Raw genomic sequence first — 25,256 nt, 5'->3', positions numbered from 1 at the left:
ATCAGGCTTGAAAAAAAGTGTACTGGCAAGTACACTTTCAACGGCGTTCAATAGTGGAAAAACTATATGAATGAGCAAAGGTGTGTTTATGCCCTATCTATTGCTTTGTATTGGTTGTGTTTTTTTAGGATTAGGTGTTCTTGGTCTTTTTGTACCAAGTCTTCAATCTTTGGACTTGCTCACCGTTCAAACATTGAGTCATCATCGTTTAGACTATCTTAATAGTATAACTACCTTTCTTGCACGCGTAGGCGGCATGCCTTTTGTATGTTTTTTATCCTTTCTAGTATGTGTATATTTAGCATGGTATAAAAAATTTATTACTGTTATTTTCATTAGCTTGGGAGTTATCGGCAGTATCACCATTGGTTGGCTGCTCAAATGGTGTGTTAACCGGCCTAGACCTCCTGCGGCATATCATATTGTTGAAAGTTACGGTGCATCGTTCCCAAGTGCACACAGTGTTTATGCATCAACACTGGCTTGTCTGGCAATGATTATGTTATGCCATAAGCACAACACTAACTCTCCTTATATTGTTTTGATCTCCTGTCTTTGGTTTGTGTGTATGGGGCTTTCAAGAATATATGCAGGAGTTCATTTCCCAACAGATGTACTCGCTGGTTGGGGCATTGGTTTTATTTGGATTGCACTGCTTTGGCTCTGGTTATTACAAACACAAAGTAGGTTAAGTAGAAAACAAATATATTTTTAGATTTTATCTAAACGAGGTGGAACAATGATGTCGGCTAAGCTTTGGGCACCAGCCCTTACTGCTTGCGCATTAGCAACAAGTATCGCACTTGTTGGTTGTAGCAAAGGCTCCGATGAGAAACAGCAAGCTGCTGCTGCTCAGAAAATGCCGCCTGCAGAAGTAGGTGTTATTGTTGCTCAACCACAAAGTGTTGAACAAAGCGTTGAGCTTTCAGGCCGTACTTCAGCATATCAAATTTCTGAAGTTCGCCCTCAAACAAGTGGCGTGATTTTAAAACGTTTATTTGCTGAAGGAAGCTACGTTCGTGAAGGTCAGGCACTTTATGAGCTTGACTCTAGAACGAACCGCGCAACGTTAGAAAATGCAAAAGCATCTCTCCTACAACAACAGGCAAATCTAGCTTCACTACGTACCAAGTTAAATCGCTATAAGCAACTTGTTTCTAGTAATGCTGTGTCTAAACAGGAATATGATGATTTACTTGGTCAAGTCAATGTTGCAGAAGCACAAGTTGCTGCAGCTAAGGCTCAAGTAACAAATGCAAATGTAGATCTTGGTTATTCTACAATTCGCTCTCCTATTTCTGGGCAATCTGGACGTTCGACAGTAACAGCTGGTGCTTTGGTTACTGCAAATCAGACTGATCCATTAGTGACTATTCAACAGTTAGATCCAATCTATGTTGATATTAATCAGTCTAGTGCTGAATTATTGCGTTTACGTCAACAATTGAGTAAAGGCAGTCTGAATAATAGTAACAACACGAAAGTAAAATTAAAGCTTGAAGATGGTTCTACCTACCCAATCGAAGGCCAGCTTGCTTTCTCTGATGCTTCTGTAAACCAAGATACAGGAACAATTACATTACGTGCCGTATTCTCTAACCCGAATCATTTATTGCTTCCGGGTATGTATACCACTGCACAAATTGTTCAGGGTGTTGTTCCAAATGCTTATCTGATCCCACAAGCAGCCATTACACGTCTACCTACAGGTCAAGCTGTAGCAATGCTTGTTAATGCTAAAGGGGCTGTTGAGAGTCGTCCTGTTGAAACCTCAGGTGTTCAAGGACAAAACTGGATTGTGACAAACGGCTTAAAAGCCGGTGATAAAGTCATTGTTGATGGTGTTGCCAAAGTTAAAGAAGGGCAAGAAGTATCGGCAAAACCTTATCAAGCTCAACCAGCAAATCCTCAAGGTGCAGCACCAAATGCTGCTAAACCGGCTCAATCAGGTAAACCTCAAGCAGAACAGAAAGCAGCTTCAAATGCATAAGGGGTAGATTGAATGGCACAATTTTTTATTCATCGCCCCATCTTTGCGTGGGTGATTGCATTAGTCATTATGTTGGCGGGTATTCTCACGCTAACAAAAATGCCTATTGCACAGTATCCAACGATTGCACCACCGACAGTCACAATTGCTGCGACTTACCCTGGTGCATCGGCTGAAACCGTTGAAAATACTGTAACCCAGATCATTGAACAACAAATGAATGGTCTTGATGGCTTACGCTATATTTCATCTAACAGTGCTGGTAATGGTCAGGCATCTATTCAGTTAAACTTTGAGCAAGGGGTTGACCCTGATATTGCACAAGTTCAGGTTCAAAACAAATTGCAATCTGCAACTGCTCTTCTACCTGAAGATGTACAACGTCAAGGTGTAACTGTTACTAAATCTGGTGCAAGCTTCTTGCAAGTTATTGCATTTTACTCACCAGATAACAGCCTTTCAGACTCAGACATTAAAGACTATGTAAACTCGACAATTAAAGAACCGCTTAGCCGTGTTGCTGGTGTTGGTGAGGTACAAGTATTTGGTGGTTCATACGCAATGCGTATTTGGCTTGATCCGGCCAAACTAACAAGTTATCAACTCACTCCAAGTGACATTGCGACTGCGTTACAAGCACAAAACTCGCAAGTTGCTGTAGGTCAGTTAGGTGGCGCACCTGCCGTACAAGGTCAAGTACTTAATGCAACAGTAAACGCACAAAGCTTGTTACAGACTCCTGAGCAGTTTAAAAATATCTTCTTAAAGAACACAGCATCTGGTGCTGAAGTTCGTTTAAAAGATGTTGCTCGCGTAGAATTAGGTTCTGATAACTACCAGTTCGACTCGAAATTTAATGGTAAACCAGCAGGCGGTCTTGCAATTAAAATTGCAACAGGTGCGAACGCACTTGATACTGCTGCTGCAGTTGAACAACGTTTATCTGAATTACGTAAGAACTATCCAGCAGGTCTTGCTGATAAATTGGCTTATGACACGACTCCATTCATCCGTCTTTCAATTGAAAGTGTAGTACACACATTAATTGAAGCTGTGATTTTGGTATTCATCGTCATGTTCCTATTTTTACAAAACTGGCGCGCAACGATTATTCCAACGCTTGCAGTTCCAGTAGTTGTATTAGGTACATTTGCTGTTATTAATATCTTCGGTTTCTCTATTAACACTTTAACCATGTTCGCTATGGTATTGGCAATCGGTCTTCTGGTCGATGACGCCATTGTTGTAGTCGAAAACGTTGAACGTGTAATGAGCGAAGACCACACCGATCCGGTTACGGCAACTTCTCGTTCAATGCAGCAGATTTCTGGTGCATTAGTGGGTATTACCAGTGTATTGACAGCGGTATTCGTACCAATGGCCTTCTTCGGTGGTACAACGGGTGTAATTTATCGTCAATTCTCGATTACTCTTGTAACAGCAATGGTTCTATCGCTAATTGTAGCGTTAACATTCACCCCTGCACTTTGTGCAACTATTTTAAAACAGCATGATCCGAACAAAGAACCAAGTAATAATATCTTTGCTCGTTTCTTTAGAAGCTTTAACAATGGTTTTGACCGCATGTCGCATAGCTACCAAAATGGTGTTAGTCGCATGCTTAAAGGCAAAATCTTCTCTGGCGTTCTTTATGCTGTTGTAGTAGCTCTTTTAGTATTCTTGTTCCAAAAACTCCCATCTTCATTCTTACCAGAAGAAGATCAGGGCGTTGTAATGACACTTGTTCAACTACCTCCAAATGCAACGCTTGACCGCACAGGTAAAGTGATTGATACCATGACAAACTTCTTCATGAATGAAAAAGACACTGTTGAGTCTGTCTTTGCCGTTTCTGGTTTCTCATTCACAGGTGTGGGTCAAAATGCTGGTATTGGATTTATTAAGTTAAAAGACTGGAGCAAGCGTACATCACCAGAAACTCAAATCGGTGCATTAATTAAACGTGGTATGGCATTAAATATGATCGTTAAAGACGCATCTTATATCATGCCATTACAACTACCAGCGATGCCTGAATTGGGTGTAACTGCCGGATTTAACTTACAGCTTAAAGATTCAAGTGGTCAAGGCCATGAGAAACTGATTGCCGCTCGTAACACGATTTTAGGTCTTGCATCACAAGATAAACGCCTGATGGGTGTACGTCCAAATGGTCAAGAAGATACACCTCAGTATCAAATTAATGTAGATCAGGCTCAAGCTGGCGCAATGGGTGTGAGCATTGCTGACATCAACAATACAATGCGTATTGCATGGGGTGGTTCATACATTAACGACTTCGTTGACCGTGGTCGTGTGAAAAAAGTTTATGTTCAAGGTGATGCGGGTAGCCGTATGATGCCTGAAGACTTAAACAAGTGGTATGTACGTAATAACAAAGGTGAAATGGTTCCATTCTCTGCATTTGCTACTGGTGAATGGACTTATGGTTCTCCTCGTCTTGAACGTTATAACGGCGTATCATCGGTCAACATTCAAGGTACTCCTGCAACTGGCGTGAGCTCTGGTGATGCCATGAAAGCAATGGAAGAAATTATTGGTAAGTTACCATCTATGGGCTTACAAGGTTTCGACTATGAATGGACAGGTTTATCACTTGAAGAACGTGATTCTGGTGCTCAAGCTCCTCTCTTATATGCGCTTTCACTGTTAATCGTATTCCTTTGCTTAGCAGCATTGTATGAAAGCTGGTCAATCCCGATCTCGGTTTTACTGGTGGTACCACTTGGTATTATTGGTACAATTGTATTGACTTACTCAGGAATGGTTATTAAAGGAGACCCAAACCTTTCAAATAACATTTACTTCCGAGTAGCGATGATTGCGGTGATCGGTCTTTCTGCAAAAAATGCGATCTTGATTGTTGAGTTTGCAAAAGAATTGCAGGAAAAAGGTGAGAACCTCCTTGATGCAACCTTACATGCAGCAAAAATGCGTTTACGCCCAATTATCATGACAACCCTTGCCTTCGGTTTTGGTGTACTTCCACTTGCCCTTGCAACAGGTGCAGGTGCAGGAAGTCAACACTCTGTAGGCTTTGGTGTACTTGGTGGCGTACTCAGTGCAACGTTCTTAGGTATCTTCTTTATCCCTGTATTCTATGTGTGGATTCGTAGTATCTTTAAGTACAAACCAAAAACCATAAACACTCAGGAGCATAAATCGTGATGCAAAAAGTATGGTCTATTTCAGGTCGTAGCATTGCGGTATCTGCACTTGCGCTTGCTTTGGCAGCTTGTCAAAGCATGCGCGGCCCAGAACCAGTCGTGAAAACCGATATACCACAAAGCTATGCATATAACAGCGCTTCTGGTACGTCTATTGCTGAACAAGGTTATAAGCAGTTCTTTGCTGATCCTCGTTTGCTCGAAGTGATTGACTTGGCTCTTGCCAACAACCGTGACTTGCGTACAGCAACGCTCAATATTGAACGTGCTCAAGAGCAATATCAGATTACAAAGAACAATCAGCTTCCAACTATTGGTGCAAGCGCTAGTGCGATTCGTCAAGTTACTCCAAGCAGTAATCCAAATAACCCCTACTCTACTTATCAAGTAGGTTTGGGTGTAACTGCTTACGAGCTTGATTTTTGGGGTCGTGTTCGTAGTCTAAAAGATGCTGCTTTAGATAGTTATCTTTCAACTCAAAGTGCTCGCGATTCGACTCAAATCAGTCTTATCAGCGAAGTTGCTCAAGCATGGTTAAATTATTCGTTTGCAACAGCAAACTTACGACTTGCAGAGCAAACACTTAAAGCACAGCAAGACTCTTACAATCTCAACAAAAAGCGTTTTGATGTAGGTATCGACAGTGAAGTTCCATTACGTCAGGCACAGATTTCTGTAGAAACTGCACGTAATGACGTAGCGAACTACAAAACACAGATTGCCCAAGCACAAAACTTGTTGAACTTACTTGTGGGTCAACCAGTTGCACAAAACTTGTTGCCTACACAACCAGTAAAACGTGTTGCTCAGCAAAATGTATTCACTGCTGGTTTACCAAGTGACTTGTTAAACAACCGTCCAGATGTAAAAGCGGCTGAATATAACTTAAGCGCTGCGGGTGCGAATATTGGTGCTGCAAAAGCACGTTTATTCCCAACCATTAGCTTAACAGGTTCAGCTGGTTATGCATCAACTGACTTAAGTGATCTATTTAAGTCTGGTGGTTTTGCATGGTCAATTGGCCCAAGTTTAGATTTACCAATCTTTGACTGGGGCACTCGTCGTGCCAATGTAAAAATTTCTGAAACTGATCAGAAAATTGCATTGTCTAATTATGAAAAATCAGTTCAATCTGCGTTCCGCGAAGTGAATGATGCACTTGCTACACGTGCCAACATTGGTGATCGTTTAACAGCACAACAACGTTTGGTAGAAGCAACTAACCGCAACTACACACTTTCAAATGCTCGCTTCCGTGCTGGTATTGATAGTTACCTGACTGTTCTTGATGCACAGCGTTCATCTTATTCAGCAGAACAAGGTTTGTTATTGCTTCAACAAGCAAACTTAAACAACCAAATCGAGTTATATAAAACTCTAGGTGGTGGTTTAAAATCAAACTCTTCAGATACAGTGGTACATCAACCATCAAGTGCCGAACTGAAAAAGCAATAAGCTTTAAATCTGATTTTCATAAAAGCTCACTTCGGTGGGCTTTTTTATTGCAACTCATCTGAATATTTTCTATCTTGAATCTTTAAGAAATATCGATTGATAAAGAACAATGTTATTAAGTAATTTAGAAAGCGTTCCAGGCCATCAAATTTTAAAACAACTTGATGTTGTGTATGGAAGCACTGTTCGTAGCAAACATGTAGGCCGTGACCTCATGGCAAGTTTAAAAAATATTGTGGGTGGTGAACTTACAGGCTACACCGAACTTTTAGAAGAATCCCGCCAAGAAGCTATGGACCGTATGATTGCAAAAGCCCAACAGCTTGGTGCGAATGCAATTGTTGGTATTCGTTTTTCAACGTCAAATATTGCCCAAGGCGCTTCCGAGCTATTTGTATATGGCACAGCAGTCGTTGTGCAACCTCAAACTCCACATCTACCAGACCCATTTAAAGTATAGGTAGAAAATGGACAATCTTATTTTTCAGCTTGTTGTTTTCCTCATTCTTTTTAGCATTGGGTGGCCTTTTGGCCGCCATATTGAACAAAAACATTTGAATGAACTTCTAGAAAAAGAGCAACAATTTGCCCATATCAGAATTGATACCAACCGTTTTGCAACAAGTGATCAGTTAGGTCATTTTATTAGCAGTAATGTAGTCATTTCACATGACTATTTTAAATATGTACTGGCTTCTATAAAAAACGTTTTAGGTGGACGTCTTAGCAGTTATGAAAGTATTGTTGAGCGTGCTCGCCGCGAAGCGATTATTCGTTTAAAACAACAAGCACATAGTGTAGGTGCTAACCATATTATGGGGGTTCGGCTGAGTACAACCGAACTCGGTATGCAAGGCGGAATGATTGAGGTTTTTGCTTATGGTACAGCAGTCAAAGACTAGCACTGCCCCATAGCAGAAAAGTGAATACGTGGATTGCCAATATTTTTAGTTAAGTGTTGGCAAATTCCGGTAATTTTCCATTTATCCTGTTGTTTTGCCAAAGTAAAATAATAGCGACCAAATGAATGAAAATAATCATTTTCCGAAAAACGGTAAATTTGATAATTACACTCTAGCCATGCTCGGTCTTGTTCAATCCGAATAAGAGGATTACTCAAATTGTGCTGTAGTCGCAAATGCGACAAAGCTTGTTGCCGCGAACCTTTAAATTCATGACAAGACACCACACATAAAGGTTCTCCTCTAAACTGGAAATAGTCCACCTCAAGTTGATCGGCCAATAACTCATCAAACGCATCCCAATTTTTCTGGTCAAAGACCAATTGAAAACGCGTTACAACGTCTAAGATACGATGATAGTCTTGATCCATGGCGAACCTTCTATGTGGGTTTTCCATCAATTTAGCACGGCGAAATCTCTTTTTTATTTCACTTTTGTTTTTCGAATCATTTTATAGAGTAATTTCGGGGACATACGGGAAACCATCACACCCAGTTTTTCTTTCGTGCCGCCCACTACTATATACTCTTGCCCTTGCATTAACGCCTTAACTGACTGTTCTGCAAAAACATCTGCTTCCAATCCATTTTCAATTGCTTCATCTTGATGGCCCTGAGGCTGCCCTGCACCATTTAATGCATTAAAAGAAACATTGGTTTTTACAAAGCCTGGGAAAATCACAGAAACTTCAACGCCCTGATCTGAAACTTCGGCACGTAAACTGTTGGCCCACATATGAATAGCAGCTTTAGCAGCCGAATAACTTGCACGGTATTGTGTCCCTAATAAGCCTGCTACACTAGACACAAATACAACTCGACCAGACTTTTGTTTGAGCATGGTCGGCAGCACAGTTTTAGTTAATGCGACTTGTGAGAAATAATCGACGTCCATAATGGCTCTTTCAGTTTCCATTGTGGTGTCCTGAATCAAAGCACGTTGACTTAAACCCGCATTATTAATAAGCCAATCAATTCGGCCTTTGGCTTTTAAAATCTGCTCATACGCTTCTTGAACTTGCTCTTGCTTGGTAATGTCTGCAACTACAGATAGATGCTGGTCTGGATGCAGTAAACCAACACGGACTTCCTCTAACTCTTCAAAGCGACGTGAAGTTAAAATCACTTGAGCACCTTGCAGAGCAAACTCACCAGCTAAAGCTTTACCTAAACCGGAAGATGCTCCCGTAATCCACACCACTTTATTTTGCAAAGTATCAAGTTTGGCCATTTTAACTTCCTATTATCTTTTTAAATTATGCTGCTTGATGCATGAAGGCCAAAAAGTGATTGATATAATGAGTTGCTGTGGTCTGATCAACCTGTGCTCCCAATTTTTCCAAACGTTTATAGCCCAAATGCGTTGTCATATTAATGACCCCATTTAGGGTTTTATCGACAACCAAATTAAATTTTAAACGTTTTTTAGGTTCACGTACTAGGCTTGTTACGCCTAAATCCACAATTTGAATCAAGGTTTGAAAAGCTTCTTCTACGCTTTGCATATTGCCCGCGCGTATTTGCTCGGTCAGTGTTTGAGCTTGTTGCACAAGTTGTTGGGTTATGGGGTATGTAATATAAACATCTTGCTCACGTTCTTTCATGAGTGAGGTCAAATAATCAACCAAAGGTAAAAGTCGTTCATTACCAAAAAAAGAGACTGACCAAGGCATATACTTTCGGAAAGTATCTAAAATTTGTTGAAGAACTTTCTCGGACTCGTGACGCTGTTTCTCAGTCATAGCCGAGTTATCCTGCTCTGCCTGTAACAATACGAAGAACACCTGCTCAATAATTTCACAAGACAAATCGGAAAGAACATTACCTAATACTTTGGATTGGCTTTCTTTTACCCCAGCGTGCAATTTCTCTCGAATCGCAGCAAATTGCGTATAGGTCGAGTCGGAAATCTTTAAAAAAACTTTATAGCTCATGAGTCGCATCCCTTATCAATTCTTTTGTAATTTTTGTGCCGTGTCGCTACACGATTAAATTGTGTTCCATGCTTCATAAATCTACCGTTTTTTGAAAAAAATACAAAACCGTTTATCTGTTTTCAGCACATTAATTTCGAGGCATTTTTTTGCTACAATAGATGCAATTTTTTATGCATATTCGATCTAAGCTACTATGTCTGACGCTCAAACCGCTCAAAATATTGCCACCACATACGATCCAACCGAGATCGAAAAGAAGTGGTACAAAACGTGGGAAGAACAAGGTTACTTCAAACCTTCTGGTCACGGTGAATCATTCTGTATCATGATTCCGCCACCAAACGTCACTGGTAGTTTGCACATGGGCCATGGTTTTAACAATGCCATTATGGATGCCCTTACTCGTTATAACCGCATGATGGGTAAAAACACGTTGTGGCAACCGGGTACTGACCATGCTGGTATTGCAACTCAAATGGTTGTTGAGCGTCAACTTGGCTTACAAGGTGTAACTCGTCATGACTTAGGCCGTGAAAAGTTCATCGAAAAAGTTTGGGAATGGAAAGAACAATCTGGCGGCACAATTACCAAACAAATTCGTCGCTTAGGTTCATCTGTAGACTGGTCACGTGAACGCTTCACGATGGACGAAGGTTTATCAAACGCAGTTAAAGAAGTATTCGTTCGTTTGCACGAAGACGGTTTAATTTACCGTGGTAAACGTCTTGTAAACTGGGACCCTAAACTTCAAACAGCTCTTTCTGACCTTGAGGTAGAAAGCAAAGAAGAAAAAGGCTCGCTTTGGCACTTTAAATATTTCTTTGAAGACAAATCAGTTAAAACTCAAGATGGCAAAGACTATTTAGTGGTTGCAACAACTCGTCCTGAAACTTTACTCGGCGATACTGCGGTTGCTGTTCATCCTGAAGATGAGCGTTATGCACACCTTGTTGGTAAAAACATTGTATTGCCAATTACTGGTCGTTTAATTCCGATCGTTGCTGACGACTACGTTGAAAAAGACTTCGGTACTGGCTGTGTAAAAATTACCCCTGCTCACGACTTCAATGACTATGACCTAGGTAAACGCAATAGCTTGCCAATCATTAATATCTTCAACAAAAACGCCGAAGTTTTAGGTGAGTTTGAATATATTGCAAAAGCTGGCGAACAAATTTCTAAAACCATTACTGCACCTGCAGACTATGCTGGTTTAGAGCGTTTTGAAGCACGTAAAAAATTAGTTGCTCAAGCTGAAGCTGAAGGCTGGTTAGATCAAATCCAACCGTATGACTTAAAAGCGCCACGTGGCGACCGTTCAGGTGTGATCATTGAGCCGTTACTGACTGACCAATGGTACGTAAAAATTGCGCCTCTTGCTGAGCCTGCAATTGAAGCAGTTCAAGATGGCCGTATTAAGTTTGTTCCAGAGCAGTACAGCAACATGTACATGGCGTGGATGCGTGACATTCAAGACTGGTGTATTTCACGTCAACTTTGGTGGGGTCACCGTATTCCAGCTTGGTACGATGCAAATGGCAACATCTATGTTGGCCGTAACGAAGAAGAAGTCCGCGCGAAAAACAACATCGCGGTTGATGTTGAACTAAAACAAGACGAAGACGTTCTTGATACATGGTTCTCATCTGCACTTTGGACATTCTCAACATTAGGTTGGACTGGCGACGCACAAAAAGATGCAGCAAATGATTTCTTAAAAACCTTCCACCCAACAGATGTGTTGGTCACTGGTTTTGACATCATTTTCTTCTGGGTTGCCCGTATGATCATGATGACCCTGCACTTCATGAAAAATGAAGATGGTTCATCGCAAGTTCCATTTAAGACTGTTTACGTTCACGGCTTGGTACGTGATGGTGAAGGTCAAAAAATGTCGAAGTCTAAAGGTAACGTACTTGACCCATTAGACTTGATTGACGGGATTGATTTAGAAAGCTTAGTTGCAAAACGTACAACTGGCCTAATGAACCCGAAAGATGCAGCGAAGATTGAAAAATCAACGCGTAAAGAGTTCCCAGAAGGCATTAATGCTTATGGTACTGACGCAGTTCGTTTCACGTTCTGCGCACTTGCAAACACTGGTCGTGACATTAAGTTCGACTTAAAGCGTGTTGAAGGCTACCGTAACTTCTGTAACAAAATCTGGAACGCGACTCGTTTCGTTCTGATGAATGTTGAAGGCCAAACTGTTGGTCAACAAGCTCGCCCTGATCTATGGGAACTTCCAGAACAATGGATTATGAGCCGTCTGCAAAAAGCAGAAGCTGCTGTACACCAAGCGTTTGCAACTTACCGTTTAGACCTTGCTGCTCAAGCGATTTACGACTTTATCTGGAATGAATACTGTGACTGGTACGTTGAGTTAACTAAACCAGTTCTGAACGATGCAGAAGTTTCTGAAGAGCGTAAAGCTGAAGTACGCCGTGTATTGCTTGCAGTAATGGAAGCATCATTACGCTTAGCTCATCCGCTTATGCCGTATTTGACAGAAGAAATCTGGCAGACTCTTGCACCAATGCTTGGTCAAGGCGGCCCAACGATTATGACTGCTCAATACCCTATTCCTGAGCAAGCAAAAATCAATGAACAAGCTGAAGCAGATATGCAATGGCTTCAAGGCTTGATTGGTGCGGTACGTAATATTCGTGGTGAGTTAGGCTTAGGTAATGCACGCTTGTTGCCAGTATTACTTCAAAACACTTCTGATGCTGAACGCGAACAAATTATTCGTATTGAGGCATTATTCAAAGCATTGGCTAAAGTTGAAAGCATTGAGTTCTTGAATAAAGACCAAGAGCCACCTTTATCTTGCTCTAGCGTTGTTAGCCATGCATCGGTATTTGTACCAATGAAAGGCTTAATCGACCCTAAAGCTGAGCTTGCTCGTTTGCAAAAAGATTTGGATAAAATCCAAAAGCAACACGACCAAATCGCGGGCAAACTTGCAAACGAAGGCTTTGTATCTAAAGCACCAGCAGCGGTTGTTGAAGGTGAAAAAGCGAAGCTTGCTGAATTTGCTGCTCAGTTAGAGAAAGTTAAAGCGAATATGGAGCAGATTGCTGCGCTTTAATCTTTAAAGTTCACAATTTAATCTATAAAATAAAGGGCTGATTATTCAGCCCTTTATTATTTAAAATGAATTTTGACGATATTTTTAATAACTTTGACCCACATAATAGTAAAAACTCTTATAGAGATTTAAGCTTCTTTCTAGAAAAGCTTCTTGAACACAATTTTGAAAAACAGAATATCAGGTATCATCAACTTTCTGCACCAATTTTTCATTTTGATTATATTTTAGAAGATGTATTGATTCCTGAATTACCTACTCCTACAGCAGTTGAGATGAAGATCATCCCTTCAGCATTCGCAGTTAGTAAAATCCTTGATAACTTTTTAAATCAAAAAGAAAAGTTTACTCCAAAACCGAAAAGCTTAATTATAATTACTACTTTAAGTGAACATGATATTAATAGATTATTTAAAGATAAGAATTTCGAATTTCCTTACAAAATTTGTGGAAAAGAGTATATAAACAAATTAATTATAGAAAATATTGATTATTCTAAAAACTTACTGAGTAATTTATACAATATTAAATTTGAGGAAATATTTTCAAACAAGAATAGTGAGCAAAATTGGAAGGAGGAAAGATCTAAAAGAATCGCGCAATTAAAGCTTAAATATAAGGATGGAAACTTTTCTTTATTATTAGGAGCTGGAGTTTCATGTGATGCTAAATTGCCATCTTGGGAACAACTAATTTCATCACTTTTAATAAAATATTTTTCTGAAACTCAAAACGCTGACAATAAATTTTCTCAAAAATCAATTAATACTATTTCAAATAATTTTAAAGAAAATTACTTTAATTCAGCCCTGTTATCTGCTAGATATTTAAAGAAATCATTTACAAAAAGTAATGAGCCTTCCGATAAGTTTAAAAATATTATTCATGAAATTCTATATAAGACTAATAAGATTAATCGCAGTTCAAAACTTATTGAAATTATAGGTCAATTATGTATTCCAACTAGACTCAGAGCACACGTAGACTCAATTATTACATACAACTTTGATGATTTAATTGAACAAAAACTAAATAATCTTAATTTACAATATCATGTAATACCTAATGATTTAGAAACATATAGCATAAAAGAGTTACCAATTTATCATGTACATGGTTTCATTCCAGAGCACCCAAATAAATATGATGATTATATTGGTAATGAAATTGTTTTTTCTGAAGATGGTTATCATAAGATGTACTCTGAGTCATATCATTGGTCAAACTTAGTACAGTTAACTCATCTAAGAGAAAAGAGTTGCCTAATGATTGGATTATCTATGGATGATCCAAATTTAAGAAGACTTTTAGACATTGTTTCTAACCCTTCTATAGAAAGTAAACACTTTGCAATTCTTCAAAGAGTAAAAGAAGATTCTCTGGTTACTAGCCTATCAACGACCGAAGAAATGAATTTATCTAAAAATTTTTTACAAAGCCATCACCAGCTGCAAGAAGCTATATTTAAAGATCTAGGTGTAAATATTATTTGGTACGAAGAATACTCGGATATTCCAGAAATCTTAGAAATGTTACTCAATTAATTCCTTACTGGGTTTTCGAGTTAAATTATTATTGGATATAAAATCAAGTCCCTCTCCTTTTCAGGAGAGGTTTTACAAAAACCCATGCCCCAACAACATCTCTAACCCACTCACTTTTTTCATATGCTTTAAACGTTCTTTCTCCCATTTCACCTGCTGCTTTAACTCAGCACAATCAGCATCGACAGCTTTATAAACATCACTAATATGTAAATGTTCTACTTTTACACTCTTTGCTAACTGAAAAGAGTCCAAAATCTCAGCAATTTGACTTTCAAGCTGCTGACTTTGTGCATCTAAAGCAAGTTTATAAAACCGCAACTGCTCGGCAGATAATTCTTTAGCACCTAGCCCTTTATTCTGCTCAAGCTGTAGCTGGAGTTTGAGTAAATAAAACAAATCCTGTTTTTCATAGGCCTGACTTGCTTGTTGGAACAACTCAGTTTTTTCTTCTTTTTTGGTTTGATCTTGCTCACGGTCTGGGTGAATCATCGCGGCAATTTTTAAATAAACTGTTTTTAACGACTGCGTTGCCATTTGCTCAGCTTGTTCACGTTTCTGTTGCTGTCTTTGCTGTTTGGCTTGTTCCCGCGCTTGTTGTTGCTCAGCAGCATACTGTTCAAAGTCTTCTTCGAACTGTGAACTTTGCTCAGCACTTTCTTCATATTCAAATTTTATTGAATGAGCTTTTTTATTCTTCTTTACCAACTCCTTTCTATATTGCTGATAAAAGGTATCAATTTGCTTCACTAAGTCCAACTGCTCAGCAGATAGCATTTTGGAGCGCTTCAACATTTGTGCAAGCTGGGCAATTTTTTCATCCAATTGTTGTACATCTGCTTTAGAAAACTCATGGCTATGCAACATATTCCAAAGTTGTTCTAACTGCTGAAATAGCACTGTATGTAAATCGTTATATACAGGCATCAGTTTTTGCCGAATGTGCTGTTGAATCTCAGCTTGTGCATTTTGCCATGTGCTCAGGCTAACTTTTTGCTGTTCTATTTTATCAATCAGACGATTCAGTTTTTTCTGCTGTGCAGACGGCTCAGACCTTTGCTGTAAGCTCACTTTGAGATCAAAGTACATACTCGTCCACCCGAAAAAGAAAAAAGTGTAGCAATAATCAGATGCGGAAGGTAGCCAAGCATTCTTTAAGTCAGAATCAGCCTATTCATTTTTAGAAAATAGAATGCGAATTATCTAAGTTATAACCTAAGAAATCCACCAAATCACTAATGGCAAAGTCACGGCAGCACATAGAGTTTGAAAGCTAATCACGGCGGCCATGAGCTGACTATCACCACCCAAAACTTTGGTTAAAATGTATGAAGCAGAAGCTGTCGGTAACGCAAAGAAAATGACTAGAATTTGTGTTTGCAAGCTTGGTAAACCGAACCAAATGCAGACAGCGTAAGCCAAGGCAGGCACTGCTAAAAGCCGTGCAAACGTGTCTGCCGCCAATACCACAATATCTTTTTTCATTTGCATAAACTGTAAAGCTGCGCCAACACATAACAAACCTAGTGGCAAACTCGACACTGAAAAAAGCTTAATAAACTGGGTAAAGCCTTCCCAAATTGGGATATGAAGCGCATTGACTGCTGCCCCGACTACACACGATGCAATTAAAGGATTTTTAAGGAGTGCAATCAAAACAGGTTTAATTGCCATATTTTCTTTAGAGGTTAGAGCAAGCACCGAAATAACGTTCACGAGCGGAATGCAAAGCGCCAATAAAATTGCCAGTATTGCCATTCCTTCACTTTTAAAAAGCGAAGTCACTAAGGCCAAACCAATATAGGTATTAAAGCGAACCATACTTTGTACGTGCACACCAAAACGTGCAGGCGGTATGTACCAAAACATTCGGAGGATATATAAAAAGATGGTCACTGCTAAAACCACAATCAACATCGCAATAATGGCTGTGCTCAAACTTTTTAAGTCAATTTTCGCGGTCGATAGCGTACTAAAAAGCAAAGCGGGAAATAAAATATAGTAATTAAGCTTCTCTGCCCCAGCCCAAAACTCATCGCTAAAAAAACGATATTTTTTAAATAAGTATCCTGATGCAATTAATGCAACTAAAGGAAAAAGAGATAAAATAATACTATTCATTTCTTTACTCGAGTTTTGTGGAGGTTTGCTGTTTGGCAATAACCTTGGCTTACTCATATATTAAAGATAATGAAAACTCATGATAAAATGAGTTTTTACTCATAACAAATACAACATGACCTTTACTCAGCTTGAAATTTTCGCACTCATTGCTGAACTAAAAAGCTTTACTGCTACAGCAGAAAAGCTGGGAATTTCACAGTCGGCAGTTTCCCATGCACTTAAATCATTAGAACAACAATGGGGTATTAACCTGATTTCAAGAACTCAAAGCGATATTGAGCTCACCACCACAGGTCAGCAGCTTCTTACACATGTAAAAGAGCTATTGAGTATTTCCGATACCTTAGAAAAAGAAGTGGCTGCCATCCACGGTTTAAATGAAGGAACATTACGTATTGGTTCTTTTGGGGCATCATCATCTATTTATCTATTACCTGAAATTTTAGAAAGCTTTCGGCAGCGTTACCCAAAAATCGAAATTTATATCGATGAAGGTGAAGATAAAGAAGTTGCTCAGTGGTTATTAGAACGGCGCATTGAGGTCGGTTTCTTGATTATGCCAGATGAGCGATTCGATACATTCCCTTTAATTGAAGACCGTTTTGTGGCCCTAATTCCGAATAGTTACCCGCTCGCGCAACAACTCTATATTGATCCAGCACAGCTAGAAAATTGCCCTTTTATTATGACAATGGCGGGTAGTCGACATCAGGTCGAATTAATTTTAAAAAACTTTAATGTGAAACCAGACATGAAATTTTATGTTTCACAAATTCTAAGTATCGTCAGCATGGTTCACAATCAATTAGGGGTGTCCATTGTATCTGATATGGTCATTACCAAAGAGTTACTCTCACTTTATCCAAAGGTAGTTAAGCGTCCTTTTAAACCAAACCTTAAACGTTCTATTGGCCTTGCAGTAAAAAACAAAAAACACATCAGTCCAGCCGTAAAAGCATTCATAGAAGTTGCTCAAGAGGTTTGGTCTAATCAATAATTTAGTCAGAATTTAATTTGTTTCATATTTTAATAACGAACTCAATTAGGTCGTTTTATAAACAAATCAGATGACTTTTATCATAAAAATGTGCCATAACAGCCTATTTTAAGCAAATTAACGCACCATTTATCGCCAAAAACTAATTTTACAATCCAAATTGGTGCGCTTATTGCATATTCACTTTTATGCAATTGAGTTTGTTTCGACAAACTTAGGTTTTTAGATTCCTTAAATCTATTTTGGTGCAATTTACAGACCCAGATTTGTTCCAAAATGGAATTTAGCACTTTTTTCGAGCATGCTATGCAAAATGTAGATCTATTTTTCTTATTACTTGGTGCAGTTTTGGTTCTAGCCATGCACGCAGGTTTTGCATTCTTGGAACTTGGTACAGTTCGCCACAAAAATCAGGTGAACGCGCTTAGTAAAATTCTGACTGACTTTGCCCTCTCTGCCATCGCCTATTTCTTTGTTGGCTACTATATCTCTTATGGTCAGCATTTCTTCCATGACGGTACGACGCTAGCAAGTGATCATGGCTACAACCTCATGCGCTGCTTCTTTTTACTCACTTTTGCTGCGGCAATTCCTGCGATTATTTCAGGTGGTATTGCTGAACGTGCCAAAATGCGTTCACAAGCGATCGCAACACTCGCTTTAGTTGGTTTGGTCTATCCTTTTTTTGAAGGTATGGTCTGGAATGGAAACTACGGTCTACAAAAATGGTTAGAAACAACCTTTGGTGCAGCTTTTCATGACTTTGCTGGTTCAGTCGTTGTCCATGCTATGGGCGGTTGGATCGCACTTGCTGCGGTTATTTTATTAGGTGCTCGTTCTGGTCGTTATAAGAAAGATGGTCGTGTAAGTGCTCACCCTCCTTCTTCAATTCCATTTTTGGCACTTGGCTCATGGATTTTAATTGTGGGCTGGTTTGGCTTTAATGTAATGAGTGCTCAACGCCTTGATGCCATTTCTGGCCTAGTCGCTATTAATTCACTCATGGCAATGGTGGGCGGAACCATTACCGCAAATGCAATTGGAAAAAATGACCCAGGTTTCTTACATAACGGCCCACTTGCAGGTTTAGTTGCAATCTGTGCGGGTTCTGACATTGTTCACCCTATTAGTGCACTTGTGATTGGTGGTGCAGCTGGTGCAATGTTTGTGTACCTATTTACCTATACTCAAAATAAACTCAAGGTGGATGATGTATTAGGTGTATGGCCATTACATGGTGTTTGCGGCGCATTCGGTGGTATTGCCGTAGGTTTATTTGGTCAAAAGTGGCTGGGTGGTTTAGGCGGCGTATCTTTCATTTCTCAATTGATTGGAACAGCACTCGCTATTGCCATTGCACTCGCTGGTGGCTTTATTGTTTATGGTTTACTTAAAGCAACTATTGGTATTCGTTTATCTCAAGAAGATGAGTTTAGAGGTGCAGATTTATCTATTCATAAAATCTCTGCCAACTCTGAAGAAGGTATGTTTTAATTCAGCGATTATGAAGCAGGATTTAAATATCCTGCTTCATACTGCGCTATATAAGTAAAACTTCTTAAATAAAAACACTAATTATTGATTAAAAAATATTCTTTTAAGTCTTTATTTAATCAATTTAGAATATTGAAAAATATATTAATTTTAATATTATATTAAGATTTATAGATGAAATATTAAATAGTTTAAGAACAATTTAAGTTTTATTTTATGTAATGCCTTCAATTCACGCTTAAATTGATGTTACAACACAATGAATCAACAAAAACATTTTTTTCAGCTTCAGCTTATTTTTCTTACCATCAGTTTTTTTATACTTTTATTTGTATTTCCAGTGGGTGGAAAAATTGATATGTATCTTATCCAACCTTGGATTGATTCAACTGGTCAATTTTTTAATCGGGAAAATTGGTATCTTGAAAGACTTAATCATCAAATCGTAAAAGATATTATTACTGCGGTTTATATTATGTTTTTTGGCCTCTGGCTTGCTTCATTTAAAGTAGAAAAGCTAAAAATATATCGCTGGCAATATGGTTATATGTTTTTTGTCAGTATGATCGGTAGCGGTGTTGTTGGTCTACTCAAGTCACAATCTGCTCATGCCTGCCCTTGGAATATGGTTCATCCTAACAGTTTAGGTGGTTATATTTGGGACTTCACGGCGAAACACGGACATTGTTTCCCGGGTGGCCACGCTAGCGCTGGTTTTATTATCATGACTGGTTATTTTGTTTATCGCCTTGAACAACCTAAACGTGCTTACTTTTATTTAATTGCAGGCATTTTATTAGGTTTTATGATGGGCTGGGCACAAATGATGCGAGGAGCACATTTCTTAAGTCATAACTTATGGACTGGTTGGGTCGTTTGGGCAGTCAATATTTTATTTTATGCGATTTGTATTCATCGCTTTGAGTTCGAAAAACAATTAAAACAAGAGCTTAGTTAAGCTCTTGTTTCATTTACATGTAGTACTTTAGGTAACTTCACTAAAACAGAAAGACCACCAAGCTCTAAACTCTTGTCGAGACTTAAAGTTCCACCAAGTCTTTGAGTTGCACGGTCTACAATTGATAAACCTAAACCACTTCCTACTTCTAGATGGTGGTGTACTCGATAAAAACGTTTAAGTACCTTATCGTAATTTTCAGGGTCTATACCTGCACCACTATCTTCAATTTGAATACATGCGTAGTTATCTGGGTCGGTATAAACTGAAATGTTAATAACGCCTTGATGCGGCGTATATTTAATCGCATTATCAATTAAGTTAAAAATAATCGAATGCACAGTAGGTTCAATACTATGCATCTCAACAGGATCATTTCTCACAAAGCCTAAATCGATTTCTTTTTGCATGGCTAAATTAACTAACTGCTCAACGCAATTTAAAGCCACATCGTTAAGCTGAAAATAGCCGGTAGGTTCAACCATACTAAGCGTTACGTCTTGCTTTGCCAGTGCCAAAAGCTGTGTAACCAGATGCTGAATACGTGCCAATCCCTTGCTTAAGTTGTGCAACGACTCATGTTCAGGGAACTGGCTTAGCAAAATTTTGGTTTGTAAGTTTAATGCAGTAACAGGTGTTCGTAGTTCATGAGCAGCATCTGCAATGAATTGCTTCTGTTCATTTTGTGCTTTAGAAATACGGTCGAACAGACGATTCATTTCATCAATGGTAGGCAAAAGCTCCTGAGGATAATTATGCACCTCAATTGGTGTCAATTCCTCAGAATCTCGTTCCATTAACTCATTTTTAAAATCATCTATTGGTTTTAAACCACGACTAATAATAGCGGCCAAGGCAAATATCGCAAAAGGTAAAATAATTAAATAAGGAATGAACATGCTGCCCGCAAGCTCCCATGCGAAAGCTTCACGAACACGTTCTTGTTGACTCACCTGAATTTGATAGTCTTTTAACGGTAGAACATATGTTCGGACTACACCCTCAGCGGTTTTATGTGAATAAAACCCAGCTTGCTCGACAGGAGGAACCAATAAGTGCAGATGATGAGATAAATTAGCCTGATCTTTATAAGCCCAGATATCTAAAAATAAATCTTCTTCGTGGTAAGTTCGATGTAAGTCAAACTTGCTACTTACTGCTTTTAAGGGGTACTCAGCCGTTCTTTCGGCTAAGTACTGCATTTGAGTATCTAAAATTTCATCGACTTCTTGAAGTGCAACCTTATATGCACTAAAAATCAAAATACAACCTAAGATCACACTGAAGATTGAGGTGCCCCAAATCAGTCGCTTTTTTAGTGAATAATGCACGTTCATGAAGTCCCGAAATCTTAAATTATGATTGACCTAAACGGTAACCCAACCCTCGGATCGTTCGAATAAAGTCTTTACCCAACTTTGCTCTTAAATGATGGACATATACTTCAATCGTGTTGCTAGTCACATCACTATCAAAATCATATAACTTATCTTCCAAATTAGCTTTCGAGAAAATTTTATTTGGATGACTCATAAGCGGAATCAGAATTGCCCACTCGCGGTTTGATAAATCAATACGTTGTCCTTTAAATGTTGCAATATGCTGTTCAACATTTAAAACCAGATCACCACTTTCTAAGAGTTGATCTTGGCTCGCAAGTTGAGCTTCTACCCCTGTACGGCGTAATAATGCATGAATGCGAGCGAGTAACTCATCGAACTCATAAGGCTTAATTAAATAATCATCTGCTCCCAGATTTAAACCATCAACACGGTTTTGCAACTGGTCACGTGCAGAGATAATCAAGACTGGTGTTGCTGCTCTTTGACGGATCTGCTTTAACACCTGCATACCATCCATCATTGGCAAGCCTAAGTCTAAAAGAATGAGATCAAACTTATTCTTTGCCAATTGGGCCAAACCATCTAAACCGTTATTGACCCATTCCACCTCGAATTGATGATATTGCAGCAACGTAGTCGTTGACTCTGCAATCATAAAATCATCTTCAATCATCAAGATTTTTGTCATGTTCTAGGCTCGCTTTAGTTTACATTGGCACAAGAGTGCAACATGTCGAGTTGAGGGTTGATGACCTGAGTTTTTACATCCAACAAACTTAACAAACTTGGGAATAAATTATCCTGACTTAACTTTTGTTTGGTTTGTTTGTTTAAACAATTTACTTGAGCAAGATTATGTTGTTTCCAACCATCAGAGAACCACATAATCATTGGAATATGCGTTTGTTGGCTCGGTGCGATTGAATATGGTGAACCATGTAAATACATACCATGTTCACCTGTAGACTCACCATGATCAGATAAATACCAGAAACCTGTTTGATAATTCGATACTTCTTTTAAAGTATTAATCATTTGGTTCAATACATGGTCTGTATATACGATTGTATTATCATAAGTATTTACGAGTTCAGCTGGCGAGCAACCCTGTATCGCATTGGTATCACAAGTTGGTTTAAATGGTTGGAACCCATCAGGTGCACGCTTGTAATATGCTGGCCCGTGGCTACCCATCTGATGTAATACAACTAAACGTGGACGCTTATCATCTTTTGGAATAGAAGCCAAATACTGTTTTAAGCTATCAACCAGAATGCCATCAAGACATTCATCATCTTTACACCACTTTTGCTTTAACTCTTCTGGAATTTGATATTGTTCAACGCGATCGCATGCGCCTTTACAACCTGAGTTATTATCAATCCAAGTCACTTGATAGCCTGCACGTTTAGCAATATCCAGTAATCCTTCGCGGTGACCCGCTAATTGCTCATCATAATCAGCACGTGACATACCAGAGAACATACATGGCACAGAAACTGCTGTTGCCGTACCACAGGATGTCACTTGTGAAAAGTTTAAAATATCTTGTTTGGAAAGCTCTGGATTTGTATTTTTGGCATAACCATTAAGCGAGAAGCTTTCAGCACGTGCAGTTTCACCCACTACAAGCACCATAAGCTTAGGTAAATCTTTCTGAGTTTGTTGCACTTGATGAGCATCTTCACCATATTTCACAAGTGGAAGATTTTTCTTAGGTGCTTTTTTACGGTAATAAGACATGACCGAAGAAATGGTATTCTGAGGTGATATCATTCCTTTTAAGTCACGATGCTCTCTAAATATTGCTGCAAAATCGACATAATAAGTAAACAGCAAACCACCTACGACCGCAAATGCAAGAGCAATTGAAAGTACTTTTTTAAGTAAAAGCGGAAGTATTTTTTCTGATTTTAGTTTGACCTGAGTAATCAAAAATATAGGTAAAACAACAAAGAAAATAGTCCAAAGTGCAAAACGCAAAGAAAGTAAATCTGTAGCTTCAGAGACATCTGTTTGTACGATATTTTGAATTTGGTCAGGTGAAACAATCACGCCCAAAGTATTTACAAAATATGAGCTAAATCCACCAATAAATACCAACAAAATGGCAAAAAATTTGGCTGTCCATTTCCAGTTTAAAATTTGTAAAGCTGCATAATAGGCAGCAACAACAATCACTACGGTAGCCGCTAAAAATAAGGTTGCTTTTATACCTAAATATGGTGTTAACAGGTGAACTTTCTTATAAAAACCAATATTTAGAATTGCTCCTAACCAAATGGCTATAATGACGTTGAACATAAACAGGGAAATCTGCTTATTTCTTAATTTAGAAAAAAAACTCAGCATCTCTGGTTACTACGACCTTTTTTATGATCTTCTAATGTAAAAATTGAAACTTAAAAATGACTTAAATACTAGAATGATCGGTATAAACCATTTTTAAGCGCTTAGTGTTATTTAACTCAACTACAAATAAAAAGTCGAGGTTAACTAGAACCTCGACTTTTTCAGACTTAAATCTTTGAAAAATTAGAAGCTATATTTAGCCATTAAACCAATACGGTTATCTTTGTAAGACTTACCTTCAAACGTTTCACGCTTACCATTGATATATTCAAGACCTAAATCAATTGGTTTAACAGGCGTATAGATAAAGTTGATCCATGCTTGTTGAACTTTTTCATTACCATCTTTTTTATATGCTGCTGCATAATCAGTGCCATCATCTGCAAACTGTGCACCGTACGCTAAAGTTGAACGTAAGTTAGGTAAAATTTTATAAGTACCGCCTACTTGTACGGCAACAAATTTATTTTGTTCAATATCACCATTTACTAGTGTATAAGCCTTGTTACTACCATATAAATAGTTACTATTACCTACTATATAAGATGCATCAGCAAATAGCTTTAAAGGATCAGAAACTTTAAAGTCTGTACCTGCTGCAATACCCCAACCAGTTTTATTGTCACCACCAAGTGATGACTTATAGTTTTCAACTAAAGCACGAGCTGATGCAGAACCTTTACCCTCTGCATAACCTTGAGTGATTTTAGCAGTTAATACAGGTAAGCTATATTTAATAGTGTCACCTGCTGCTGCTGAACTGCTATCACCTTTTTCAGCAGAAACAAACAATTGAGTTGCAGGCGCTAATTTGTAGCTATAACGTACTTGTGGAACACGTGTGGTACCACCACCAATATTCGTCGAGAAATCGATCATTTCTGGTGCATGGGTTGACAAGAAGTTTGATGTGGTTTGACCAAATAACCAGTTATTATACGTTAAGTAAGCATGACGAATACGTAAGTTTTCAGATTTACTATTGTCACTACTTGCAAAATCGACTTCGAGCTTACCGCCTACTTTAGCATCGCCAACAGGGGTATTAAAATCTAAACCAAGGCGTGTAGTTTTGGCAGTCGCACGTAATTTATCTTTTGTTTTACCATCAGTCTTACTAACGTCAGCAAAGTCATTATCCGCACCTTCGATAATGTAGTTAGCATCACCACGAACAAAACCATAAAGGTTTACATCAGCACCAGCTTTAGATTTAAATCCAGCTAATGGCGAAGCTGGTGCAGCAACTGGTTGTGGCTGTGCTTTAACTTCAGCTAACTGTACTTGCTGTTGTTGCTGTACTTGTTGCTGCTGCTGTTGTACCTGACGCTGTTCTTTAACTAATGCTTTTAATGCTTCAACTTCTTGACGAAGTTTTTGAATTTCCTCTTTTTCAGAGGTTGCCGCATTTGCCCCACTCATCATTAAAGCTGTTACTGTAATAGCTAAACTTTTAACAACAAACGATTTACGATTAAGGAATAGATCCATCAAAAACTCCTAAAAATATATTTTATGTCGCTTATCCATGCCAAGTTGATTCGTGTGACCATTGAGCACTAAAAAATCAACTCTTCTCCAAATTTGATTGCATTAATTTTATTACCGCAATCAAAACCAATTTTAACGCTGGGTAAGATTAAAAATTCCAAATCAAAAAATCAAAACAGCTTTTTGTTTACAGAACTTTTACCTTAACTTCATGTTGTAACGAATCCTACACAACTCTCTTATCTTATAGAATGATTAAATCATTATTTCATTATTCTTTTTTAGACTTTAGGCTAATATACAGTCTAATTGAATATTCTTTTATCCATA

At 38.6% G+C, this 25,256-nt stretch carries 20 protein-coding genes; 11 read left to right on the top strand and 9 right to left on the bottom strand.

What is annotated here, in order from left to right; all coding sequences use genetic code 11:
* Window positions 1-88: 88 nt before the first annotated feature.
* The 6 genes from I8T81_RS03890 (at window position 89) to I8T81_RS03865 (ending at window position 7,535) form a co-directional block, all read left to right on the top strand.
* Window positions 89-715 carry a phosphatase PAP2 family protein gene (locus tag I8T81_RS03890; RefSeq protein WP_004705866.1) on the top strand — a complete coding sequence of 209 codons (627 nt, stop codon included), beginning with the start codon at window positions 89-91 and terminating at the stop codon, window positions 713-715.
* 24 nt (window positions 716-739) lie between these two features.
* Entirely contained in the window at window positions 740-1,990 is a 1,251-nt protein-coding gene (gene adeI, locus I8T81_RS03885; RefSeq protein WP_004705865.1) for a multidrug efflux RND transporter periplasmic adaptor subunit AdeI, read from the top strand.
* Between the two features lie 12 nt (window positions 1,991-2,002).
* Complete coding sequence (gene adeJ, locus I8T81_RS03880; RefSeq protein WP_039250040.1) at window positions 2,003-5,179, top strand: multidrug efflux RND transporter permease subunit AdeJ; 3,177 nt, start codon at window positions 2,003-2,005, stop codon at window positions 5,177-5,179.
* Complete coding sequence (gene adeK / locus I8T81_RS03875; protein ID WP_004705863.1) at window positions 5,179-6,633, top strand: multidrug efflux RND transporter outer membrane channel subunit AdeK; 1,455 nt, start codon at window positions 5,179-5,181, stop codon at window positions 6,631-6,633. Before adeJ ends, adeK begins: the two co-directional genes overlap by 1 nt.
* Before the next feature lie 109 nt (window positions 6,634-6,742).
* Window positions 6,743-7,093, top strand: a complete 351-nt coding sequence (locus I8T81_RS03870) for a YbjQ family protein (RefSeq protein ID WP_019457194.1) — start codon at window positions 6,743-6,745, stop codon at window positions 7,091-7,093.
* A gap of 7 nt (window positions 7,094-7,100) precedes the next feature.
* Window positions 7,101-7,535 carry a YbjQ family protein gene (locus I8T81_RS03865; RefSeq protein WP_198072157.1) on the top strand — a complete coding sequence of 145 codons (435 nt, stop codon included), beginning with the start codon at window positions 7,101-7,103 and terminating at the stop codon, window positions 7,533-7,535.
* On the opposite strand, the gene I8T81_RS03860 is transcribed toward I8T81_RS03865, so the two are convergent.
* The 3 genes from I8T81_RS03860 to I8T81_RS03850 are packed head-to-tail and all read right to left on the bottom strand — an operon-like array spanning window position 7,532 to window position 9,529.
* On the bottom strand, window positions 7,532-7,966 hold the full coding sequence (locus tag I8T81_RS03860) for a nuclear transport factor 2 family protein (RefSeq protein ID WP_004705860.1): 435 nt from the start codon (window positions 7,964-7,966) through the stop codon (window positions 7,532-7,534). The two genes, I8T81_RS03865 and I8T81_RS03860, sit on opposite strands and share 4 nt — an antisense overlap.
* 53 nt (window positions 7,967-8,019) lie before the next feature.
* Window positions 8,020-8,826: an SDR family NAD(P)-dependent oxidoreductase gene (locus I8T81_RS03855; RefSeq protein WP_198072156.1), complete on the bottom strand. Its 807-nt coding sequence runs from the start codon at window positions 8,824-8,826 to the stop codon at window positions 8,020-8,022.
* Window positions 8,827-8,851: 25 nt separating this feature from the next.
* A complete protein-coding gene (locus tag I8T81_RS03850) occupies window positions 8,852-9,529 on the bottom strand; it encodes a hypothetical protein (RefSeq protein ID WP_198072155.1) in 678 nt (225 codons plus the stop codon).
* Window positions 9,530-9,725: 196 nt separating this feature from the next.
* On the opposite strand from I8T81_RS03850, the gene I8T81_RS03845 reads away from it, so the two are divergent.
* Entirely contained in the window at window positions 9,726-12,623 is a 2,898-nt protein-coding gene (locus I8T81_RS03845; protein WP_198072154.1) for a valine--tRNA ligase, read from the top strand.
* Between the two features lie 65 nt (window positions 12,624-12,688).
* The gene (locus I8T81_RS03840) at window positions 12,689-14,167 is read left to right on the top strand and encodes an SIR2 family protein (protein ID WP_198072153.1); all 1,479 of its coding nucleotides are present in this window, start codon (window positions 12,689-12,691) and stop codon (window positions 14,165-14,167) included.
* Window positions 14,168-14,239: 72 nt separating this feature from the next.
* Here I8T81_RS03840 and I8T81_RS03835 read toward each other — a convergent pair whose 3' ends face one another.
* Window positions 14,240-15,256 (bottom strand): molecular chaperone DnaJ, encoded by a 1,017-nt coding sequence (locus I8T81_RS03835; protein WP_198072152.1) that lies wholly within the window; start codon window positions 15,254-15,256, stop codon window positions 14,240-14,242.
* Window positions 15,257-15,382: 126 nt separating this feature from the next.
* The gene (locus tag I8T81_RS03830) at window positions 15,383-16,288 is read right to left on the bottom strand and encodes an AEC family transporter (protein WP_198072151.1); all 906 of its coding nucleotides are present in this window, start codon (window positions 16,286-16,288) and stop codon (window positions 15,383-15,385) included.
* 115 nt (window positions 16,289-16,403) lie between these two features.
* Here I8T81_RS03830 and I8T81_RS03825 point away from each other — a divergent pair, with 115 nt between their 5' ends.
* The 3 genes from I8T81_RS03825 (at window position 16,404) to I8T81_RS03815 (ending at window position 19,740) form a co-directional block, all read left to right on the top strand.
* The gene (locus tag I8T81_RS03825) at window positions 16,404-17,288 is read left to right on the top strand and encodes a LysR family transcriptional regulator (protein WP_198072150.1); all 885 of its coding nucleotides are present in this window, start codon (window positions 16,404-16,406) and stop codon (window positions 17,286-17,288) included.
* Window positions 17,289-17,594: 306 nt separating this feature from the next.
* The gene (locus I8T81_RS03820; protein ID WP_198072149.1) at window positions 17,595-18,782 is read left to right on the top strand and encodes an ammonium transporter; all 1,188 of its coding nucleotides are present in this window, start codon (window positions 17,595-17,597) and stop codon (window positions 18,780-18,782) included.
* A gap of 259 nt (window positions 18,783-19,041) precedes the next feature.
* A complete protein-coding gene (locus I8T81_RS03815; RefSeq protein WP_019457205.1) occupies window positions 19,042-19,740 on the top strand; it encodes a phosphatase PAP2 family protein in 699 nt (232 codons plus the stop codon).
* Here I8T81_RS03815 and I8T81_RS03810 read toward each other — a convergent pair.
* The 4 genes from I8T81_RS03810 to I8T81_RS03795 all read right to left on the bottom strand — a co-directional run bounded on the left by I8T81_RS03810 (window position 19,737) and on the right by I8T81_RS03795 (window position 24,926).
* Window positions 19,737-21,071: a two-component system sensor histidine kinase PmrB gene (locus I8T81_RS03810; RefSeq protein WP_025465096.1), complete on the bottom strand. Its 1,335-nt coding sequence runs from the start codon at window positions 21,069-21,071 to the stop codon at window positions 19,737-19,739. The genes I8T81_RS03815 and I8T81_RS03810 overlap by 4 nt on opposite strands.
* A gap of 25 nt (window positions 21,072-21,096) precedes the next feature.
* A complete protein-coding gene (locus I8T81_RS03805) occupies window positions 21,097-21,771 on the bottom strand; it encodes a DNA-binding response regulator PmrA (RefSeq protein ID WP_004705846.1) in 675 nt (224 codons plus the stop codon).
* A gap of 14 nt (window positions 21,772-21,785) precedes the next feature.
* The gene (locus I8T81_RS03800) at window positions 21,786-23,435 is read right to left on the bottom strand and encodes a phosphoethanolamine transferase (RefSeq protein WP_198072148.1); all 1,650 of its coding nucleotides are present in this window, start codon (window positions 23,433-23,435) and stop codon (window positions 21,786-21,788) included.
* 183 nt (window positions 23,436-23,618) lie between these two features.
* Window positions 23,619-24,926 carry a DcaP family trimeric outer membrane transporter gene (locus I8T81_RS03795; RefSeq protein ID WP_198072147.1) on the bottom strand — a complete coding sequence of 436 codons (1,308 nt, stop codon included), beginning with the start codon at window positions 24,924-24,926 and terminating at the stop codon, window positions 23,619-23,621.
* Window positions 24,927-25,256: the final 330 nt, after the last annotated feature.

The organism is Acinetobacter seifertii (assembly GCF_016064815.1).
In the GTDB taxonomy this organism is placed as follows: domain Bacteria; phylum Pseudomonadota; class Gammaproteobacteria; order Pseudomonadales; family Moraxellaceae; genus Acinetobacter; species Acinetobacter seifertii.
Note: the sequence above shows the minus strand (reverse complement) of the source record. Positions and strands in the feature narration are given on the sequence as shown.

Excerpts from the sequence above, each read along its gene's own strand:
- I8T81_RS03850 (WP_198072155.1), bottom strand. The coding sequence starts at position 9,529 with ATGAGCTATAAAGTTTTTTTAAAGATTTCCGACTCGACCTATACGCAA.
- I8T81_RS03805 (WP_004705846.1), bottom strand. The coding sequence starts at position 21,771 with ATGACAAAAATCTTGATGATTGAAGATGATTTTATGATTGCAGAGTCA.
- I8T81_RS03820 (WP_198072149.1), top strand. The coding sequence starts at position 17,595 with ATGCAAAATGTAGATCTATTTTTCTTATTACTTGGTGCAGTTTTGGTT.
- I8T81_RS03800 (WP_198072148.1), bottom strand. The coding sequence starts at position 23,435 with ATGCTGAGTTTTTTTTCTAAATTAAGAAATAAGCAGATTTCCCTGTTT.
- I8T81_RS03825 (WP_198072150.1), top strand. The coding sequence starts at position 16,404 with ATGACCTTTACTCAGCTTGAAATTTTCGCACTCATTGCTGAACTAAAA.
- I8T81_RS03815 (WP_019457205.1), top strand. The coding sequence starts at position 19,042 with ATGAATCAACAAAAACATTTTTTTCAGCTTCAGCTTATTTTTCTTACC.
- I8T81_RS03795 (WP_198072147.1), bottom strand. The coding sequence starts at position 24,926 with ATGGATCTATTCCTTAATCGTAAATCGTTTGTTGTTAAAAGTTTAGCT.
- adeK (WP_004705863.1), top strand. The coding sequence starts at position 5,179 with ATGCAAAAAGTATGGTCTATTTCAGGTCGTAGCATTGCGGTATCTGCA.
- adeJ (WP_039250040.1), top strand. The coding sequence starts at position 2,003 with ATGGCACAATTTTTTATTCATCGCCCCATCTTTGCGTGGGTGATTGCA.
- I8T81_RS03830 (WP_198072151.1), bottom strand. The coding sequence starts at position 16,288 with ATGAATAGTATTATTTTATCTCTTTTTCCTTTAGTTGCATTAATTGCA.
- I8T81_RS03855 (WP_198072156.1), bottom strand. The coding sequence starts at position 8,826 with ATGGCCAAACTTGATACTTTGCAAAATAAAGTGGTGTGGATTACGGGA.
- I8T81_RS03835 (WP_198072152.1), bottom strand. The coding sequence starts at position 15,256 with ATGTACTTTGATCTCAAAGTGAGCTTACAGCAAAGGTCTGAGCCGTCT.
- I8T81_RS03865 (WP_198072157.1), top strand. The coding sequence starts at position 7,101 with ATGGACAATCTTATTTTTCAGCTTGTTGTTTTCCTCATTCTTTTTAGC.
- adeI (WP_004705865.1), top strand. The coding sequence starts at position 740 with ATGATGTCGGCTAAGCTTTGGGCACCAGCCCTTACTGCTTGCGCATTA.
- I8T81_RS03890 (WP_004705866.1), top strand. The coding sequence starts at position 89 with ATGCCCTATCTATTGCTTTGTATTGGTTGTGTTTTTTTAGGATTAGGT.
- I8T81_RS03860 (WP_004705860.1), bottom strand. The coding sequence starts at position 7,966 with ATGGATCAAGACTATCATCGTATCTTAGACGTTGTAACGCGTTTTCAA.
- I8T81_RS03870 (WP_019457194.1), top strand. The coding sequence starts at position 6,743 with ATGTTATTAAGTAATTTAGAAAGCGTTCCAGGCCATCAAATTTTAAAA.
- I8T81_RS03840 (WP_198072153.1), top strand. The coding sequence starts at position 12,689 with ATGAATTTTGACGATATTTTTAATAACTTTGACCCACATAATAGTAAA.
- I8T81_RS03845 (WP_198072154.1), top strand. The coding sequence starts at position 9,726 with ATGTCTGACGCTCAAACCGCTCAAAATATTGCCACCACATACGATCCA.